General features: G+C 60.8%; 16 protein-coding genes and 1 pseudogene. 8 read left to right on the plus strand and 9 right to left on the minus strand.

The window, feature by feature from the left end; translation table 11 throughout:
• The 6 genes from APH41_RS19760 to lptE all read left to right on the plus strand — a co-directional run.
• A partial coding sequence (locus APH41_RS19760) for a pitrilysin family protein (RefSeq protein WP_054920893.1) occupies positions 1-1,325 on the plus strand: 1,325 nt, incomplete at its 5' end.
• A 68-nt stretch (positions 1,326-1,393) separates the two neighbouring features.
• A complete protein-coding gene (locus APH41_RS19765) occupies positions 1,394-2,425 on the plus strand; it encodes a DUF5924 family protein (protein ID WP_003187399.1) in 1,032 nt (343 codons plus the stop codon).
• 54 nt (positions 2,426-2,479) lie between these two features.
• Positions 2,480-3,628 (plus strand): ABC transporter permease, encoded by a 1,149-nt coding sequence (locus tag APH41_RS19770; protein ID WP_034129245.1) that lies wholly within the window; start codon positions 2,480-2,482, stop codon positions 3,626-3,628.
• On the plus strand, positions 3,625-4,428 hold the full coding sequence (locus APH41_RS19775) for an ABC transporter ATP-binding protein (protein WP_014716351.1): 804 nt from the start codon (positions 3,625-3,627) through the stop codon (positions 4,426-4,428). The genes APH41_RS19770 and APH41_RS19775 overlap by 4 nt, the downstream gene beginning before the upstream one ends.
• A gap of 1 nt (position 4,429) precedes the next feature.
• Complete coding sequence (locus tag APH41_RS19780; RefSeq protein ID WP_003187394.1) at positions 4,430-5,368, plus strand: MlaD family protein; 939 nt, start codon at positions 4,430-4,432, stop codon at positions 5,366-5,368.
• On the plus strand, positions 5,365-5,976 hold the full coding sequence (lptE, locus tag APH41_RS19785) for an LPS assembly lipoprotein LptE (protein WP_054920896.1): 612 nt from the start codon (positions 5,365-5,367) through the stop codon (positions 5,974-5,976). Before APH41_RS19780 ends, lptE begins: the two co-directional genes overlap by 4 nt.
• 11 nt (positions 5,977-5,987) lie before the next feature.
• Here the strand turns inward: lptE and APH41_RS29480 are convergent.
• The 6 genes and pseudogenes from APH41_RS29480 to APH41_RS19805 form a co-directional block, all read right to left on the minus strand.
• Positions 5,988-6,074 (minus strand): annotated as a pseudogene (locus tag APH41_RS29480) (outer membrane lipoprotein carrier protein LolA); the annotation flags it as partial.
• Positions 6,075-6,102: 28 nt separating this feature from the next.
• Positions 6,103-7,332, minus strand: a complete 1,230-nt coding sequence (locus APH41_RS19790; protein WP_054897227.1) for a nucleoside recognition domain-containing protein — start codon at positions 7,330-7,332, stop codon at positions 6,103-6,105.
• Positions 7,333-7,429: 97 nt separating this feature from the next.
• Positions 7,430-8,761 (minus strand): glutamate/aspartate:proton symporter GltP, encoded by a 1,332-nt coding sequence (gene gltP / locus APH41_RS19795; RefSeq protein ID WP_003187390.1) that lies wholly within the window; start codon positions 8,759-8,761, stop codon positions 7,430-7,432.
• Between the two features lie 713 nt (positions 8,762-9,474).
• A complete protein-coding gene (locus APH41_RS19800; RefSeq protein WP_054897228.1) occupies positions 9,475-9,942 on the minus strand; it encodes an inhibitor of vertebrate lysozyme family protein in 468 nt (155 codons plus the stop codon).
• A 2-nt stretch (positions 9,943-9,944) separates the two neighbouring features.
• Positions 9,945-10,109, minus strand: a complete 165-nt coding sequence (locus APH41_RS28390; protein WP_003187386.1) for a DUF1328 domain-containing protein — start codon at positions 10,107-10,109, stop codon at positions 9,945-9,947.
• Positions 10,110-10,186: 77 nt separating this feature from the next.
• Complete coding sequence (locus APH41_RS19805) at positions 10,187-10,471, minus strand: hypothetical protein (RefSeq protein ID WP_020301400.1); 285 nt, start codon at positions 10,469-10,471, stop codon at positions 10,187-10,189.
• Between the two features lie 389 nt (positions 10,472-10,860).
• On the opposite strand from APH41_RS19805, the gene algB reads away from it, so the two are divergent.
• The gene (gene algB, locus APH41_RS19810; protein WP_034129241.1) at positions 10,861-12,207 is read left to right on the plus strand and encodes a sigma-54-dependent response regulator transcription factor AlgB; all 1,347 of its coding nucleotides are present in this window, start codon (positions 10,861-10,863) and stop codon (positions 12,205-12,207) included.
• Positions 12,208-12,217: 10 nt separating this feature from the next.
• The gene (locus tag APH41_RS19815) at positions 12,218-14,005 is read left to right on the plus strand and encodes an ATP-binding protein (protein WP_054920898.1); all 1,788 of its coding nucleotides are present in this window, start codon (positions 12,218-12,220) and stop codon (positions 14,003-14,005) included.
• A gap of 28 nt (positions 14,006-14,033) precedes the next feature.
• Here the strand turns inward: APH41_RS19815 and APH41_RS19820 are convergent, their stop codons facing one another.
• The 3 genes from APH41_RS19820 to APH41_RS19830 form a co-directional block, all read right to left on the minus strand.
• Positions 14,034-14,810 (minus strand): N-acetylmuramoyl-L-alanine amidase, encoded by a 777-nt coding sequence (locus APH41_RS19820; protein WP_054920901.1) that lies wholly within the window; start codon positions 14,808-14,810, stop codon positions 14,034-14,036.
• Between the two features lie 89 nt (positions 14,811-14,899).
• Positions 14,900-16,957 (minus strand): diguanylate cyclase, encoded by a 2,058-nt coding sequence (locus tag APH41_RS19825; RefSeq protein WP_054920907.1) that lies wholly within the window; start codon positions 16,955-16,957, stop codon positions 14,900-14,902.
• Positions 16,954-17,832 carry an endonuclease/exonuclease/phosphatase family protein gene (locus tag APH41_RS19830; protein WP_003187377.1) on the minus strand — a complete coding sequence of 293 codons (879 nt, stop codon included), beginning with the start codon at positions 17,830-17,832 and terminating at the stop codon, positions 16,954-16,956. The genes APH41_RS19825 and APH41_RS19830 overlap by 4 nt, the downstream gene beginning before the upstream one ends.
• Positions 17,833-17,836: the final 4 nt, after the last annotated feature.

Raw genomic sequence — 17,836 nt, forward strand, 5'->3', positions numbered from 1 at the left:
ACCGCCTGCAAGTCGAGGGCTACACCTTGCCCAACGGCCTGCAACTGCTGCTCAAACCGGGCACCGAGCGTGGGCATGTCGCTATTCGCCTAGTGGTTGGTGTGGGCCTGGACGACTTCGGTTGCGAAGAAAAAGAGCTGCCGCACTTGTTCGAGCACTTGCTGTTCAGCGGTATCGACGGCGGCGGCGAAGGCGACCTCGAAGACCGCATGCAAGCCCTGGGCGGCGAGTGGAACGCCTACACCAGCAACGCCGACACCACCTTCGTGATCGAGGCGCCCGCGCAGAACCAACGCAAGGTGCTGGACCTGCTGCTGGCAATCCTCACGCGCACGCAACTGACCGACGCCCATATCAATGCCGCCAAGCAAGTGGTGGAGCGCGAAGACGGTGGCCATTATTCACACTTGCAACGCCTGCTGGATCGCCAAGACCTCGGTCACAGCGCCAGTAACCAATTGGCCGTGGAGTTGGGCCTCAAGTGCGCCGAACGCGCCGAGGTCAGCCACCTCACCCGCGACTCGTTGGAGAAGCTGCGCAAAGAATGGTACGCGCCGAACAACATGACCCTGATCGTCGTCGGCGATCTCGACAAACTGCTGCCCGCCTACCTGGAACGCACCTATGGTCAACTCGACCCAGTGGAGCCGAGCGAACATCGCCCCCTCCCGGAAATCCAGCATACCGCCGCCAGCCACCGCGACCTGATCCGCGGCTGGGTGGGCGATGGCGCCAAGCTGCACTGGCTGTTCCCAGAGCCTGTGCTGGACGACCAGCACGATGAAACCTACAACCTGCTCAAGGACTACCTCGACTGGGCGCTGTACCGGCAACTGCGCCTCAAGCACGGTTTGTCCTACGGCCCATGGGTGGAACGCGAAGTGCTCGGCGGCGTTGGGTTCCTCAGCCTGAATGCCGACCTTGAGCGAGAAAACCTCCCTGAAGCCGAGCAGGTCTTGCAAGACCTCAAGGCCCAGTTGCTCAAGGATGGCCTCGACCCAACGGTATTCACACGCCTGCAACAAGCCGCCATTGCCCGCCAAGCCTGGGCAGTGCAAGGCAACAGCGCACTGGCCGACTATTACTGGAGTGCGGCCGGCGACTACTCCAATGGACGTTTCAGCGACCCGGTCAAACGCATCAAGGCCGTGAGCCTGGCACAAACCAACCAGGCCATGCGCGAAGCGTTCCAGCAGCCGGGCTACTGGCGCATCGAAAAACCGCTGTTGAGTTATGACGCCTTGACCTGGATCGGTGCGGGCGTACTGGGCCTGATCATCCTTGGTTTGATCGGCCTGAGGCTTTATCGCAAACCTGTTGAGTAATGAGGCGCAGAATATCGGGCCAAGGCGTTATTCTGTCTGAGATTTTTCCCACAACCAGTGAACCGTCCATGCCGAACTTGCCGCCCCTCATCCAGCGCGTTATAGAACTGATCAAGCGCTACCCAGGGGTGATCGCACTCGGCGGTTTCATCTCGGGGGTGGGCAGCTTCATCCTGGTAGACCGCCAGCAGGGCATGGCCAGCTGGATTGCGGTGATCATGCTGGTGAGCTGGTTGTGGCTGATGCTGGAGAACAGTTTTACGCAACTGTTCACCAAGGTCTTCAATCGCGAGATCCCTGAACCGCTGCTGCGCTACGCCACCCAGATGATCCACCAGGAAAGTCTGTTTTTCGTCCTGCCGTTCTTTTTCGTCACCACCGCCTGGAACAGCGGCCAATCGTTGTTCACTGGCCTGCTCGGCGCAGCGGCGCTGGTGTCGATCATCGACCCGCTGTATTACAAATGGCTGGCGCCCAAACGCTCGCTGTTCCTGGCCCTGCACACCCTGACCCTATTCGCCGCGTTGCTGACCGCGCTGCCGATCATCATGCACCTGACCACCGCCCAGAGTTACAAACTGGCGTTGGGCGTGGCCATGGTCCTGTCGATCCCGAGCCTGGCCGTCAGCCTGCCGCTGCGTAGCCTCAAGGGCTGGGCGATGCTGCTGGGGGTAACGGCCGCCATCGGCTGCGCCGGCTGGTTCCTGCGCAGTTGGGTACCGCCCGCCACCCTGTGGATGACCGAAGTCGCCATCAGCACCCAACTGCAAGACCGCACGCCGGGCGACGACCTCAAGCAAGTCACCGCCGCCCAATTACGCAGCGGTGGGCTGTATGCGTACACCGCCATCAACGCACCACGCGGGCTGGATGAGCGGATCTACCATGTGTGGAAATTCAACGGCCAGGAAGTCGACCGCATTGCCCTGGACATCCATGGTGGGCGCAAGGAGGGCTATCGCGCCTGGACCCACAAGCAGAATTTCCCGGGTGACGCCGTGGGGCGCTGGCAAGTGCAGGTGCTCACCGAAGACGGCCAGGTCATCGGCGTTCTGCGCTTCAAGGTGATAGACACAGCACAAGCGGACAACCCAAAGTAAGCCGGATCGTGCTATTACGTAGCAATTGTGGATAGCCAAACAAGCTCGGAGCTTATGACCACTCGCACGACGGCCGGCGCGGCCCATCTTGATACGTCCAGCACCCCGCCTTCGCTACGGATTACCGGCGACTGGACGCTGGCCCACTATGCCCACCTGAAGAAGCTGTCGGCCACACTCGACGGCCAATATGACGCCGGCGCCCGCATTGACCTCAACGGCCTCGGTGCGCTGGATACCGCCGGCGCCTCGCTGCTGGTGGAGCTGCTGGGCCCTGCGCGCATCGAACATTCTGCCGAACAAACTGACTGCACCCTGGCAGCCGCCGACCGTGCCCTGCTCAAGACCGTCTACCGCTCCCTGAATGACTTTTGCGTACCGATCAAAGAGCCGGAAGAGGCCGCCGGCATTCAAGTGTTGGCTCGCATCGGCCGCGCAGTAGACACGGTCTGGCAAGACGCAATGAAGCTGTTGGGCTTTATCGGCCTGATCCTCGAAACCTTCGCCCGCGGTATTTGGCGGCCCAAGCGCTGGCGCCTGACGCCCATGGTCGCCCACATCGAACAGACGGGCCTGGATGCGGCGCCTATCGTCGCACTGCTGACCTTTCTGGTCGGCGCCGTCGTGGCCTTCCTTGGCGCCACCGTGCTCAAGAGCTTCGGCGCGACGATCTTTACCGTGGACCTGGTGGCGTTCTCCTTCCTGCGTGAATTCGGCGTGTTGCTCACCGCAATCCTCATCGCCGGCCGTACCGCCAGTGCATTCACCGCGCAAATCGGCTCCATGAAAGCCAACGAAGAAATCGACGCCATCCGTACCCTGGGCCTGGACCCCATGGAGCTGTTGGTATTGCCGCGCGTGCTGGCGCTACTGGTGGCGTTGCCGATGCTGACCTTCCTGGCGATGCTCTCGGGGATCGTCGGCGGTGGTGTGGTGTGTGCGGTGGCCCTGGATATTTCGCCGGCGATGTTTCTTTCGCTGCTGCAATCGGACATTGGCGTGCAGCACTTTCTGGTGGGCATGGTGAAGGCGCCGATCTTTGCCTTTTTGATCGCGGCCATTGGCTGCCTGGAAGGTTTCAAAGTCAGCGGCAGTGCCGAGTCAGTCGGCGCGCACACCACATCGAGCGTGGTGCAATCGATCTTTGTAGTGATCGTGCTGGATGCGGTCGCGGCGATGTTTTTCATGGAGATGGGCTGGTGAGTCGTCTACACCGTGCGCCCACTGAGGCGGTGATTGAAGTGCGTGGCTTGTGCAATCGCTTTGGCAGCCAAAGCGTGCATGAGAACCTCGACCTGGATTTGTACAAAGGCGAGATCCTGGCGGTGGTGGGGGGCTCTGGCAGCGGTAAATCCGTGTTGTTGCGCAGCATCGTTGGCCTGCGGCGCCCCAGCGAAGGCGAGGTACGGGTGTTCGGCAAAAACCTGCCGAGCCTGCCTGAACATGAACGCTCACTGGTAGAACGCCGCTTTGGCGTACTGTTCCAGAAGGGCGCGCTGTTTTCCTCGCTGACGGTGACCGAGAACGTGGCTCTGCCATTGATCGAGCACGCCGGCCTCAGCCGCGCCGATGCCGAGCACTTGGCGGCGGTCAAGCTGGCCCTGGCGGGGTTGCCGCTGTCGGCGGCCGACAAATACCCGGCCTCGTTATCCGGCGGCATGATCAAACGTGCCGCCCTGGCCCGCGCACTGGCCTTGGACCCGGACATCCTGTTTCTGGACGAACCCACCGCCGGTCTCGACCCCATTGGCGCGGCGCAATTCGACCAACTGATCCTCACCCTGCGCGATGCGTTGGGCTTGAGTGTGTTCCTGGTCACCCACGACCTCGACACGCTGTACACCATCACCGACCGTGTGGCGGTGCTGGCGCAGAAGAAAGTGCTGGTGGCCGACGCCATCGATGTCGTTTCGGAAACGGACGACGCCTGGATTCACGAATATTTCCACGGCCCCCGGGGCCGCGCGGCATTGGATGCCGCTCAATCGCTCAACGAGGTATGACATGGAAACCCGAGCCCATCATGTGATGATCGGACTGTTCAGCGTAATTGTGGTGGTCGGCGCGATGCTGTTTGGCCTGTGGCTGGCCAAGTCCAGCGTCGATACCGCCTTCCAGGATTACGAAGTGATCTTCAACGAAGCGGTCAGCGGCCTGTCCCAAGGCAGTGCGGTTCAGTACAGCGGCATCAAGGTGGGCGACGTGATCAGCCTGCGTCTGGACCCCAAAGACCCACGCCGAGTCCTGGCGCGCATCCGCCTGGCCGGGCAAACGCCAATCAAGGAAGACACCCAGGCCAAACTGGCCCTGACCGGTATCACCGGCACCTCGATCATCCAGCTCAGTGGGGGCACCCCGCAGAGCCCGGAGCTCAAGGGCAAGGACGGCAACCTGCCGGAAATCATCGCGTCGCCATCGCCTATCGCACGCCTGCTCAATAACAGCAACGACCTGATGACCAGCGTCAACCTGCTGCTGCACAACGCCAACCACCTGTTCTCACGGGAAAACGTCGAACGCCTGAGCAACACCTTGGACAACCTGCAACAAACCACCGGCGCCATTGCCGAGCAACGCGGCGACATCAAGGTGGTGATGCAGCAATTGATGCAGGTGAGCAAACAGGCGGGCGCGGCGCTGGAGCAAACCACCGTGCTGATGCGCAGCGCCAATGGTTTGCTCAGTGAACAAGGCAAGCAAGCCTTCGGCAGCGCCGAGCAGGCGATGAAATCCCTGGAGCAAAGCACCGCCACCATCAATACCTTGCTGACCAATAACCAGGACTCGGTGAACAGCGGCATGCAGGGCCTTAACGAGCTGGCGCCAGCCGTGCGCGAGCTGCGTGAAACCCTCGGCTCGCTGCGCGCCATCTCTCGCCGCCTGGAAGCCAACCCCAGCGGTTACCTGCTGGGCAGTGACAAGAACAAGGAGTTCACGCCATGAAGCGTGCTTACCACATGATCGTCCCCATGGCCCTGGCACTGGTCAGCGCGTGCTCGATCCTGCCCAAGCCGGACCCATCGGACGTGTACCGCCTGGCGTCCGCCCAACCGGCCAGCCAAGGCACGCCGGTGAGTTGGTCGCTGCGCGTGACCAAGCCGCAGACCAGCGAGTTTCTTGATAGCCCGCGCATCGCCGTAGTGCCAGATGGCAACTTGATCAGCAACTACGCGAATTCACGCTGGAGCGACCCGGCGCCGGTGCTGCTGCGTAATCGCCTGCTGGATGGCTTCCAGCGCGACGGGCGCGTGACGCTGTTGAGTACCGACGAGACCAACCTGCAAGCCGACTATGAACTGGGCGGGCAGTTGCAGGCGTTTCAGAGTGAGTATCGAGGCAAATCGGTGGAGGTGGTGATTCGTCTCGACGCGCGATTGGTGCGTGGGCGTGATCAAAGGATTATCGCCAGCCGCCGGTTTGAAGTGAGGCAGCCGATGAGTGACGCCAAGGTGCCAGCGGTGGTGGCTGCTTTTGGCCAGGCTGGGGATCGGTTGAATAAGCAGGTGGTGGATTGGGTAGTACAACAGGGTAATGCTGCGCCGAATAGATGATTCCGCCGCCCTGTAGGAGCGAGCTTGCTCGCGAAAAACCTGAGACCGCCTCGGGGAGTCTGGTGCCCCGCGTCACCGTTAACGTTTTTCGCGAGCAAGCTCGCTCCTACAGGGTGCGGCTCATGCTTAACCGAAGAACCAGTAGCACACCGAAATAGCCGCGACCACACCAGCAAACTCCGCGAACAACGCACATCCCACCGCATGCCGCGCCCGCTGGATGCCTACCGAGCCGAAGTACACGGCCAGCACATAAAACGTGGTTTCAGTACTGCCCTGTATCGTCGCCGCCACCAACGCCGCAAAGCTGTCCACACCCTGGGTCTGCATGGTCTCGATCAGCATCGCCCGTGCCGCACTGCCGGAGAACGGCTTGACCATTGCGGTCGGCAGAGCGTCGACAAAGCGCGTATCCAGGCCAGTCCAGGCCACCACATGGCGAATCCCTTCCAGGCCGAACTCCAAGGCGCCCGAGGCACGCAACACGCCAACCGCACACAGCATCGCCACCAGATAGGGCAGTAGGTTCTTGGCTACGTCGAAGCCTTCCTTGGCGCCTTCGACGAATGCCTCGTACACCTTGACCTTGCGCAACGCGCCGATCACCAGAAACAGCATGATCAAGCCAAACAGCGTGAGGTTGCCCAGGATCGACGACAAACCGGCCAGCGCTGTGGCAGACAGGGTCGCCAGCAGCGCCATGAAGCCGCCCAGTACCAGCGCGCCGGGGATCAGATAGGCCAGCACCACCGGGTCCCACAAACGCAGGCGCTGCATCACCGCCACCGACAGCAGGCCCACCAGCGTCGAGGCGCTGGTGGCCAGCAGGATCGGCAGGAACACCAGCGTCGGGTCCGCAGCGCCTTGCTGGGCGCGGTACATGAAGATGGTCACCGGCAACAGCGTCAGCGAGGACGCGTTGAGCACCAGGAACAGGATCTGAGCGTTGGTCGCCGTATTGGGGATGGGGTTGAGCTCTTGCAGCGCCTTCATGGCTTTCAGGCCGATGGGCGTGGCGGCGTTGTCCAGGCCCAGGCCGTTGGCGGCAAAGTTGAGGGTGATCAAACCGATCGCGGGGTGCCCGGCGGGCACTTCCGGCATCAGGCGGCGAAACAGCGGGCCGAGGGCCTTGGCCAGCCAATCGACGATCCCGGCTTTTTCGGCGATCCGCAGAAAGCCCAGCCATAACGTCAGGGTACCGAACAGCAGCACCATGACTTCCACCGATAATTTGGCCATGGCGAAAATGCTTTCGACCATCGCCGCGAAGATCCCGGCGTTACCGCCCACCAGCCATTGCGCCAGTGCTGACACCATTGCCACGACAAAGAAGCCAAGCCACAGGCCATTGAGCATCAGATAAGTCCCCCGAAAGATGGGGCGAATGATAACGGGGCTGGCAGAAACGACAAACCCCGGAATTTTCCGGGGTTTGTTTTCGATCAATCTGCAATCAGCTACGGGTGGCTTGTGCCGTAGGCAGGGCTTCCTTGCTGCGCCAGTGCGGCAGGGAATTCCAGTAGCGCTCGCCCTTGGCGTCGTCGTACATGCCTTCCCAACGGGAGATAACCAGTACGGCCAAGGCATTGCCGATCACGTTCAGGGCGGTACGCGCCATGTCCATCACACGGTCGACACCGGCGATAAACGCCAAGCCTTCCAGTGGGATGCCCACGCTGCCCAGCGTCGCCAACAACACCACGAAGGACACGCCCGGCACGCCGGCGATACCTTTGGAGGTCACCATCAGGGTCAGTACCAGCATCAGTTGCTGGCCGATCGACAGGTCGATGCCATACAGCTGGGCAATGAAGATGGCCGCGATGCTCTGGTACAGGGTCGAACCGTCGAGGTTGAACGAATAGCCGGTCGGCACCACGAAGCTGCAGATCGCTTTCGGCGCGCCGTAGGCTTCCATCTTCTCGATCACACGCGGCAGCACGGTTTCGGAGCTGGCGGTGGAGTAAGCCAATACCAACTCATCTTTGAAGATGCGGATCAGCTTGAGGATCGAGAAGCCAAACAGGCGTGCGATCAAACCCAGGACCGCGAAGGCGAAGAACAGGATCGCGACGTAAACCAGGATCACCAGCTTGGCCAGCGGCAGCAGCGAGGCGAAGCCGAAGTTGGCGACCGTCACCGCGATCAGCGCGAATACACCGATAGGGGCGTACTTCATGATCATGTGGGTGACTTTGAACATGCTCTCGGACACGCCCTGGAACATGGTCACCAGCGGTTCGCGCAGTTCAGGCTTGAGACTCGACAGGCCCAGGCCGAACAACACCGAGAAGAAGATGATCGGCAGCATCTCGCCACGGGCAACAGCGGCGAAAATGTTCGAGGGGATCAGGTTGAGGATGGTCTCGATGAACGCATGTTCATGCTGCACTTCGGCGGCAGTCGCCTGGTACTTGGAGATATCGACGGTACCCAGGGTACTCATGTCGATGCCAGCGCCTGGGTGGAACAGGTTGGCGAGCAACAGGCCCACCACGATGGCGATGGTGGTGACGATTTCGAAGTAGAGGATGGTTTTGACGCCGATACGACCGAGCTTTTTCGCGTCGCCTACACCGGCAATGCCGACGATCAGCGAAGAAATCACAATCGGGATCACGATCATCTTGATCAGGCGGATAAAGATATCGCCCGCCGGCTGCAACACATTGCTGATCCACCAGGCCTTTTCAGCACTGAAATGGTTGAGCACGGCACCGATTGCAATGCCCAGTACCAAACCGATGAGGATCTGCCAGGCGAGGCTTAGCTTTGCCTTCTTCATGTCATTACCCTTGCTTCAAGTGGACTTACGGCAAATGCGCCAGCTGCAACGCTCGAAAGCGAAAAAGTGTGTGCATCTGCCTCCATGGAAGGTCACCGCAGCGTGGCCGAAATGGCTTACTGGCAGGCGAAAAAAGGCGCAACTATTCCCATGCAAGGGAGCGACGTCTAATGCCGTAAACGCCTACCCTATGCCGAATCGGCATGGCTTTTTTTGAAAATATTTGTCCAAACGGTCAGTTCGTATCCGCCATTCGAGCGGGTGAATATGCCGTTAAGCAGCCAAATCAGGCTCGCGCAGAGATACTGGACGACTTCGATTGGCTGACAGAAATGTCTGAGAAATCCATCACCTAGGGCCGGAAAGATCCTATAGCGCGATTGAAAAATTCTCGATAGATGGTCACGCCGACATACCCAGTAATGGTTGGCCAGACGCAAAAAAACAAAACTGCGGCTATAGGCGGCATGAAACGCGGGAATGAGAGTCATAAGCCCGCCGCAAGTTCAGCAAGCTTGAGGTCTTGTGAACTTGCGTCGCAGCTTTTCGCCTGACCCGGCCCTTGCGCAGGTACTCCCTGTACCCGTAGGTCACGCCGATCCTGATCGATCAGAGCAACCCGGCCCCCTGGTCATGCATCACTCAAGGAGCGATGCAAACAGAAAGAAGCACAAGGGCTTCCTTCTATGGACGCCGGCTCCGTCAGACGGAACCTAGTACCAATTCGGATCTTTCTTGAGCTGTTCCATCAGCAGCTTTTGCATACCCTCGTCCGGCTTACCGAGGAAACGGTAATCGGCGTGCCGTGTCGGGGACTTGTCCGCTGGCAAACCCGCCGGGACTTCCACCAACATGGCGTAGGCATCTTCCTTGTCGAGGCTGAAGGCAACGATCAGGCGCTTGTTCAGGCAGGTGTCTGCGGTTTCACAAAGCGGCCCGACCAAGTACTTGTCGCCATCTTCCTCAACGGCATTCATTTGCTCGGCCGTGCCCGACAGGTTCATCACCCATTCGGGCAGGCGTTCCTCTTTCTTCACCACGTCTTGCCAGGTTTCACGGTACTGCGGATCCGCGCTGAGCAATTCGTTAGCCCGGGATTGGCCGTCGTTGGCGGCCATGGCCAGGCCGCTGCCGCCAAACAGCAGGGCGGCAGCAAGGGCTTTAAAAGGCAGGCTGACCATATTCAACCTCGGCCTTTGCGACCAAAGAAGAACGAAGCGATAAACATCACCAGGAAGACCACAAACAGGATCTTGGCGATGCCGGTGGCGGTGCCAGCGATACCACCGAAGCCCAGGACTGCGGCCACAATGGCGATGATCAGAAATGTGATTGCCCAACTCAACATGGTGATTCTCCTTATGCTTCTATAGGGGTAACAGCGGTGATACCGTGCAGCCGCTCAACACGAGCGACATTTTTTACCTAGAACACCCAACGGTCATGGGCCGGCAGTTCGTCCAGAGTGGAACCCTGGTCTACCAGGCTCAATTGCGGGGCAGTCACATCGGCGCTCGCGCTGCCAATGGAACGAAAATGGGTCTGGGTCATGACAGGACGTTCAAATTGCGGGGCTGGCTGCGCACGCTCCTGCCAATGCTGCAACTGCTGGCCGGCAATCAACGTGACCATCAAGGCCAGGCTGGCGAACAGGCCCTGCTGCAAGCGCAGCGGCGATACACGCAATTGGCTGAGGCTTTGGCGAGTCATGCTGCATTACTCCCGCATTCTGATTATTCGTTCATGACGCTCTTGGGGGAGATATTGCAGAGTGCATGCCAGCTTTATTGCAAAATAAAACACAATAAAATCAAGCACTTACACTTGCTCGATAGATTCGTCGCCTAGCATCCTGCACGATGCCTCCTTGCAGGCCGTGCGAAATGCACGATGGTCGGGGGTCGGAACCAGACACCCAGCGCACACATCGAAGGATCGAAGGGTGAAAGGAAGGGAAAATGCCTTCAGACGTCGTCTGTAGGAAGGCGCGCAGATAGCTGCACGAAGAAGCCTTTTATGAATCAGAATAAACCATGCAACTTGCCCGATTATTCCGGGACTAAACACCATCACATTTATAGTTAAGGAGTGCGGGACAGATGGATTCAGCCAAGGAACTTCAAGGCCGCATTCTTTTAGTGGATGACGAATCCGCGATCCTGCGCACCTTCCGCTATTGCCTGGAAGATGAGGGCTACACCGTCGCCACCGCGAACAGTGCCGCACAGGCCGATGCCCTGATGCAGCGTCAGGTGTTCGACCTGTGCTTCCTCGACCTGCGCCTGGGCGAGGACAATGGCCTGGACGTGCTGGCCCAGATGCGCGTGCAGGCTCCGTGGATGCGCGTGGTGATTGTGACCGCCCATTCGGCCGTGGATACCGCCGTGGACGCCATCCAGGCTGGCGCCGCCGACTACCTGGTCAAGCCTTGCAGCCCCGACCAACTGCGCCTGGCCACGGCCAAACAACTGGAGGTGCGTCAGCTCTCTGCGCGGCTGGAAGCGCTGGAAGGCGAGGTGCGCCAGCCCAAAGACGGCCTGGACTCCCATAGCCCGGCCATGATGGTGGTGTTGGAAACCGCGCGGCAGGTGGCCGGGACGGACGCCAATATCTTGATTCTCGGCGAGTCCGGCACCGGTAAAGGTGAGTTGGCTCGGGCGATACACGGCTGGAGCAAGCGCTCGAAGAAGTCCTGCGTGACCATCAACTGCCCTTCACTGACCGCCGAACTGATGGAAAGCGAACTGTTCGGCCATAGCCGCGGCGCATTCACCGGCGCCAGTGAAAGCACCCTGGGCCGAGTGAACCAGGCGGACGGCGGTACGCTGTTTCTCGACGAGATCGGCGATTTCCCCCTCACGTTGCAACCCAAGTTGCTGCGGTTTATCCAAGACAAAGAGTATGAGCGCGTGGGCGACCCGGTCACCCGCCGCGCTGACGTGCGCATCCTCGCAGCCACCAACCTGAACCTGGAAGACATGGTGCGCGATGGCCGTTTCCGTGAAGACTTGCTCTACCGCCTGAATGTCATCACCTTGCACCTGCCCCCGCTGCGCGAACGCAGTGAAGACATCCTGACCCTGGCTGACCGCTTCCTTGCCCGCTTCGTCAAGGAATACGCACGCCCGGCGCGCGGCTTCAGCGATAATGCCCGCGAAGCGCTACTGAACTACCGCTGGCCCGGCAATATTCGTGAACTGCGCAACGTAGTGGAACGCGCCAGCATCATCTGCCCCCAGGAGAAGGTTGAGATCAGCCACCTGGGGATGGCTGAGCAACCGGCCAACAATGCACCGCGTATCGGGTCGGCTTTGAGCCTTGACGAGCTGGAGAAAGCCCATATCGGCGCCGTACTTGCGACCAGCGACACACTGGACCAAGCGGCCCGCACACTCGGCATCGATGCGTCGACGCTGTACCGCAAACGCAAGCAGTACAACCTTTGAACAGGACCTTATGAAGCTCGCGATGAAACTGCGCACCCGGTTATTCCTGAGCATCTCAGCCTTGATTACCGTGGCTTTGCTGGGGTTGGTCCTGGGCTTGGTCAGCGTCATGCAAATGGCCAAGACCCAGGAATCGCTGATCCGCAGTAATTTCATCACCCTGGACCTGGGGCTCAAATTGCGTCAGAGCCTGGGTGACCAGTTGATCATGATGCTGGAGAAGCGTCCCGACCCAGACGCCCTGCAAGCCTCCACGCAGCATTATTTCGATCTGTTGGACCAGGGCATCGCCCATGAGCAGGTCGACGGCAAAAACCATGGCTTCAGCCAGGCACGCTCGGATTACCAGAATCTGCTCAAGGCGTTTGACCAATCCCAGCAGACATCACCGCCTGCGGGCAGCAAGGAAAAGCTCACCGAGACCTTCAACATACTGCGCAACGGCTTGATCGCCGACCACAAGCGGGCCCTGGAAAATATCAGTACCAGTGAGCATAAATCCCGTGAGCGCGCCTTGTTGATAGCGGGCCTGCTCGGGCTGGTAGGGCTCGCGGTGCTGATCATCGGTTTCGTCACGGCCCATGGCATCGCCCGGCGTTTCGGTGGTCCTATCGAAGCCTTGGCCAAGGCCGCCGACAAGATCGGGCAGGGCGACTTTGAAGTCACGCTGCCGATCTCCTCCGCAGCGGAAATGAACCTGTTGACCCGACGTTTCGGCATCATGGCCGAAGCGTTGCGCCAACATCAGGCCACTAACATCGATGAGCTGCTGGCCGGCCAACAGCGCCTGCAAGCGGTGCTCGACAGTATCGATGACGGCCTGTTGATGATTGATCGCCAAGGCTGCCTGGAGCACCTCAACCCTGTAGCGCAGCGCCAATTGGGCTGGGATGAGGAGCGGCTGGGTCAAGGCCTTGGCGAAGCCATGGGTCGTGCGGAAATGGATGAACAGCTGCAACTGGTGCTGCGCGGCGGCAACCTGGAGCGGGCCCCGGACGATCTGGAGGTGGAAGTCGAGGGTGAGTTGCGCCTGCTGACCTACAGCCTGACCCCGGTTAGCCATACACAGGGGCACATTCTCGGGGCCGTGATGGTGCTGCATGATGTGACTGAACAGCGCGCCTTCGAACGGGTGCGCAGCGAGTTCGTATTGCGCGCCTCCCATGAGCTGCGCACGCCGGTTACCGGCATGCACATGGCCTTCGGCTTGTTCCGTGAGCGGGCCAAGTTCCCACCGGACTCCCGCGAGGCGGACCTGCTGGATACGGTGAATGAAGAAATGCAGCGCCTGATGCAGTTGATCAACGACCTGCTCAACTTCTCGCGCTACCAGAACGGCCTGCAGAAACTCACCCTGGGCACGTGCGATGTCACCGACTTGCTGGAGCACGCACGGGCTCGGTTTGCTGAGCCTGCGAACGCCCAGCACATTGAGTTGCTGGTAGAAGCTCAACCTGAGTTGCCACGGCTGTATGCCGACCAAGTGCAACTGGAGCGGGTGCTCGACAACCTGTTGGGCAATGCCCTGCGCCACACCGCCGAAGGCGGGCAGATTCGCCTGCAGGCACGACGGCATGGCGAGCGGGTGATTATCAGCGTCGAGGACAACGGCGAAGGCATTGCCTACGGCCAGCAAGGGCGGATCTTCGAACCCTTTGTACAGGTGGGCCGCAAGAAGGGCGGTGCGGGCCTGGGCTTGGCACTGTGCAAGGAAATCGTGCAATTGCACGGCGGCCGCATGGGTGTGTACTCACGACCGGGGCAGGGTACGCAGTTCTATATGGCATTGCCCCTGTAGGAGCGAGCTCGCTCCTACCTGTACACCATCAGCGGTGATTCAAGGCCTTCAGGATCGCGGCGCTTTCAGCGTCTGGGGTGCCGTCAAACAATGACGGGCGAAAGCGCATCTGGAACGCAGCGATGACGTGCCTTGTGGCCACATCCAGCTCACCGGTCTGCGGCGTCTGGTAGCCCAGGCGCGCCAGCTCTTCCTGGAACCAGGTAATGCTCGGCAACTGCGCGGCGTACTGCACCTGGAACCGGGCCACTGCCTGGGCATCCGGCCACACGGCCAGACCTTCTGCCGCCAAGCGTTTCCAAGGGAACAACGGGCCTGGGTCCAGCTTGCGCAGTGGGGCAATGTCGCTGTGCCCGATGATGTTCTTGGGGTCGATGCCATTGCGCTTGCTGATGTCCTTGAGCAGCACGATCAGCGACTGCACCTGCGCTTCGGAATACGGGTACCACACACGCCCCGTCGGCGTATCACTGAACCCTGGGTTGACGATCTCTATGCCGATGGAGCTGGAGTTGAGCCAGGTGCGCCCCATCCACTCGCTTTCCCCGGCGTGCCAGGCGCGCTGGCTTTCATCCACCAGCTTGTAGATGGTGCCGGAGGCGTCGTCGCCGATCAGGTAATGGCTGCTGACCTGGCCATGGGTCAACAGCGCCAGGGAACGTTCAAGGTTGGTCGAGGTGTAATGCACCACAACGAACTGCACGCGGTTGTCGTGGTTGACCGAGGGATGGCTGGTGTTCAGGCGCGGGCCACTGGCGCAGCCGGCGAGCAGAAGAAACGCTAAAGCGATATACAAGGATTTCATGGCGAGAGGCATTACACTGAAAGACGATAATGCAACAGTGTAACGTAAGGTTCATGGCTAGGCGGTCAAATCACAAAATGGAACATCTTTTATGCCGCCTGCACCTGATTACGTCCCGCAGCCTTTGCCCTGTAGAGCGCCTCGTCGGCACGCTTGAGCGCCAGGTCACTGCGCTCGCCGGCCTGAAACTGCGCCACGCCCATGGACACCGTGATCGTTACCGGCTCGCCCTTGAAGTGGAACGGGCACGCTGCAATGGCCTCACGCAATACTTCACCTACGGCCAGGGCATCCGCCAAGGCTGAGTCGGGCATGAGCAGCACAAACTCTTCACCACCAAACCGCGCGATGAAGTCAGTCGGCCGCAGGCGTTTGCTCAGCACGTTGGCGATGATCTTCAAGACCTTGTCCCCTGCCAGGTGACCGTAGCCGTCGTTGATGCGCTTGAAGTGGTCCAGGTCGAGCATGGCCAGCGACAGGCTGTTACCGCGCTGATGCCAGGCGTTGACCTCGTAATCGAGGCGTTCGCTCCACGCCGCACGGTTGGGCAGCCCGGTGAGCGGATCGATCAAGGCCTTCTGGCGCTGCACCTCGAGGTGCTCGCGGTATCCCTGGGCCTCCTGCTCCATATGGGCCACGCGTTCAGCCAGGCCTTTGAGGCGTGCGGCCACTTCCTGTTCCCGCAGGTCACGCTGTTGCTGGTGTTCATCCATGGTGCCGAGCAAGCCTTCAAGGTGGCTTTCGAGCACCTGCTTGAGGCTGTCCAGGTCGGCGGCGTCCTGCACGCTGCTTTGCAGGCCGTCCACCTGCTCGCGAATCTGTGTGTCCAACTCCCGCGCGGCCAGGCTGCTGTCGGCGTGGCCTTCGCTGGCGACCTGCAAATGCCCTTGGAATGCCTCGAGACGCTCGTTGAGCTGCTTGAGATAAGCCTCGAACTCATGCTGGCCACTGTCGGTGACCGCCAGCATCAGCACGGCCAGGTCATCCAGGATCGGCAGCAGTTCGTACCAATTCAAACCATGGGCGAGACGCTCACGCATCGCCTCGGCCTGGGGCTGGTGACGTTCGGGCAGGGAAAGGTCTTCCAGCAGGCCGAGCAAAGTGCCTTCAATGTGCTTGGCCACCGAGCTGTAGGACGGTTCAGGCGAATCGGGCAGGGCGCAGGTGCCGTCCGGTTGCAGCTCGTCAGGCTCGGGGCTTTCCAGCACGGGGGGCAGCGACAGGCTGCCGATGGTGGTCTCATCCGGCGTTTCGACTGGAGCCGGCGGCGGTTCGATAAAGGCAGCGAGTGCGCTTTCGTGAGCAGGCTCCGCAACCGGTGGCGCCTGCACGTCGGGCTCCGGTAATTGCGCAGGCGCAATCGACGGCACCTCTGGAGCGTCGAATACCGGCGTTTCTCTGGCGACCTCTTGCCCTTCGGCCGCAGCAACAGGCGCAGCCTTCAAGGCCACGGGTGTGGGTGACAGCGGTGCAAAGGCACGCAAGGCTTGGGTCAGCTCTTCCGATTGCGCAAGTTCTTCCGGTTCGGGTGCGGGTTTGGGCGCTGCAGGCTTTGGCGCTGCCAATTGCATTGCCGGCAGTGGCTCAGCGTCAACCGGCAATGCTTCACTGGCGGCCTCCTTACTACCGAACAGGCGTTGCAACAGGCCCGGGCCTGGGCGTGCGGTATCGCCTTCAGGCTCCAGATTATTCAGCGCCTGCCCCTGCAGGCTGCTCAGCTCACTGAGTAGCAGGGGTATCTCCCGCGCTTGTGCCACGCGACCATCGAGTTGCTTGGCGAAGGTTTTCAGCGGGCGAGCCACCTCGCGGGGCAACGGCAGCTTTTGCAACTGGGTGACCAAGGCGGTGAGCGCGGTGCTGATCTGGTCGACACGGGTTTCGCGGCGCTGCTCCGAATCCAGCACGGCCTTTTCCAGGCGTGGCAGTAAAGCGGCGAGGGCAGCGTCCATGTCGTCCGTGCGCACGACATCGCGCATTTCCTTCATGCATTGATCGACGGCGCGGTCGGTGCCTTCAGCGGCCAGCGTGCTGCGCACCAGCCCGCGGCGCAGCAAATCGAGGCGGGCAGCCCAGCGGCGTTCGAGTTTGTCTTGTTGCTCGATGCTCTGGAGGTATTTCTCTTTCCAGCGCTGGGCGTCGTCGCTCATGCAAGGGGTCCGCGAGGGCCTGGGCTCAACGCGGGTAATGCATCAGCCGTGAGCGAACCCGGCAGACGAATCTCTACCGCGACCGGCAGGTGATCGGAAATGGGCTGCGCTAGCACCTGCACACTTTCCAGTGTGAGGCTTGGGCTGAGCAGGATATGGTCAAGACAGCGCTGCGGGCGCCAGCTGGGAAACGTGGCTTCGACTTGCGGGGCCAGTAACCCCAGGTCGCGCAGCGGAGAATTCTGCAGCAGGTCGTTGGCATGGGTGTTCATGTCACCCATGAGCACCTGGTGCTTGTAGTTACCAATCAATTCACGCACGTAGGCCAGTTGCAGGTTGCGCGTACGCCCCCCGAGGGCCAGGTGCATCATCACCACCACCAAGGCTTCCGGGCCTTCGCCAAAACGCACAAGGATCGCCCCGCGCCCTTTGGGGCCTGGCAAGGGATGATCTTCAATAGCCGTGGGTTTGAGGCGGCTGAGTACGCCATTGCTGTGCTGCGCCAGGCGCCCCAGGTTGCGGTTGAGTTGCTGATACCAGTACGGGAAGGCGCCCAGCTGAGCCAGGTGTTCCACCTGGTTGATATAGCCGGAGCGCAGGCTGCCGCCGTCGGCTTCCTGCAGGGCGACCAAGTCGAAGTCGCTGAGCAGGTCGCCGATTTTCTGCAGGTTACCGGTACGCCCCTTGTGGGGCAGCAGGTGCTGCCAGCCACGCGTAAGATAGTGCCGATACTTCTCGGTACTGTTGCCCACCTGGATATTGAAGCTGAGCAGGCGCAAGCGGCTGTCTGCCGGCAGGCCTGTGGACTCCAGGTGATGCTCGTTGACCTGCGGTTCATGCAGGCCAACGACACGCTCGGTACCCCAGCGGCGCATGGCG

The sequence above is a fragment of the Pseudomonas sp. NBRC 111138 genome (genome assembly GCF_001320835.1).
Classification (GTDB): domain Bacteria; phylum Pseudomonadota; class Gammaproteobacteria; order Pseudomonadales; family Pseudomonadaceae; genus Aquipseudomonas; species Aquipseudomonas paracarnis.

Coding starts and splice junctions, on each gene's coding strand:
- APH41_RS19800 (WP_054897228.1), bottom strand. CDS start 9,942: ATGGTCAGCCTGCCTTTTAAAGCCCTTGCTGCCGCCCTGCTGTTTGGC.
- APH41_RS19830 (WP_003187377.1), bottom strand. CDS start 17,832: ATGCGCCGCTGGGGTACCGAGCGTGTCGTTGGCCTGCATGAACCGCAG.
- lptE (WP_054920896.1), top strand. CDS start 5,365: ATGAAGCGTGCTTACCACATGATCGTCCCCATGGCCCTGGCACTGGTC.
- APH41_RS19780 (WP_003187394.1), top strand. CDS start 4,430: ATGGAAACCCGAGCCCATCATGTGATGATCGGACTGTTCAGCGTAATT.
- APH41_RS19805 (WP_020301400.1), bottom strand. CDS start 10,471: ATGACTCGCCAAAGCCTCAGCCAATTGCGTGTATCGCCGCTGCGCTTG.
- APH41_RS19790 (WP_054897227.1), bottom strand. CDS start 7,332: ATGCTCAATGGCCTGTGGCTTGGCTTCTTTGTCGTGGCAATGGTGTCA.
- APH41_RS19825 (WP_054920907.1), bottom strand. CDS start 16,957: ATGAGCGACGACGCCCAGCGCTGGAAAGAGAAATACCTCCAGAGCATC.
- APH41_RS19770 (WP_034129245.1), top strand. CDS start 2,480: ATGACCACTCGCACGACGGCCGGCGCGGCCCATCTTGATACGTCCAGC.
- gltP (WP_003187390.1), bottom strand. CDS start 8,761: ATGAAGAAGGCAAAGCTAAGCCTCGCCTGGCAGATCCTCATCGGTTTG.
- APH41_RS19820 (WP_054920901.1), bottom strand. CDS start 14,810: ATGAAATCCTTGTATATCGCTTTAGCGTTTCTTCTGCTCGCCGGCTGC.
- APH41_RS28390 (WP_003187386.1), bottom strand. CDS start 10,109: ATGTTGAGTTGGGCAATCACATTTCTGATCATCGCCATTGTGGCCGCA.
- APH41_RS19765 (WP_003187399.1), top strand. CDS start 1,394: ATGCCGAACTTGCCGCCCCTCATCCAGCGCGTTATAGAACTGATCAAG.
- algB (WP_034129241.1), top strand. CDS start 10,861: ATGGATTCAGCCAAGGAACTTCAAGGCCGCATTCTTTTAGTGGATGAC.
- APH41_RS19815 (WP_054920898.1), top strand. CDS start 12,218: ATGAAGCTCGCGATGAAACTGCGCACCCGGTTATTCCTGAGCATCTCA.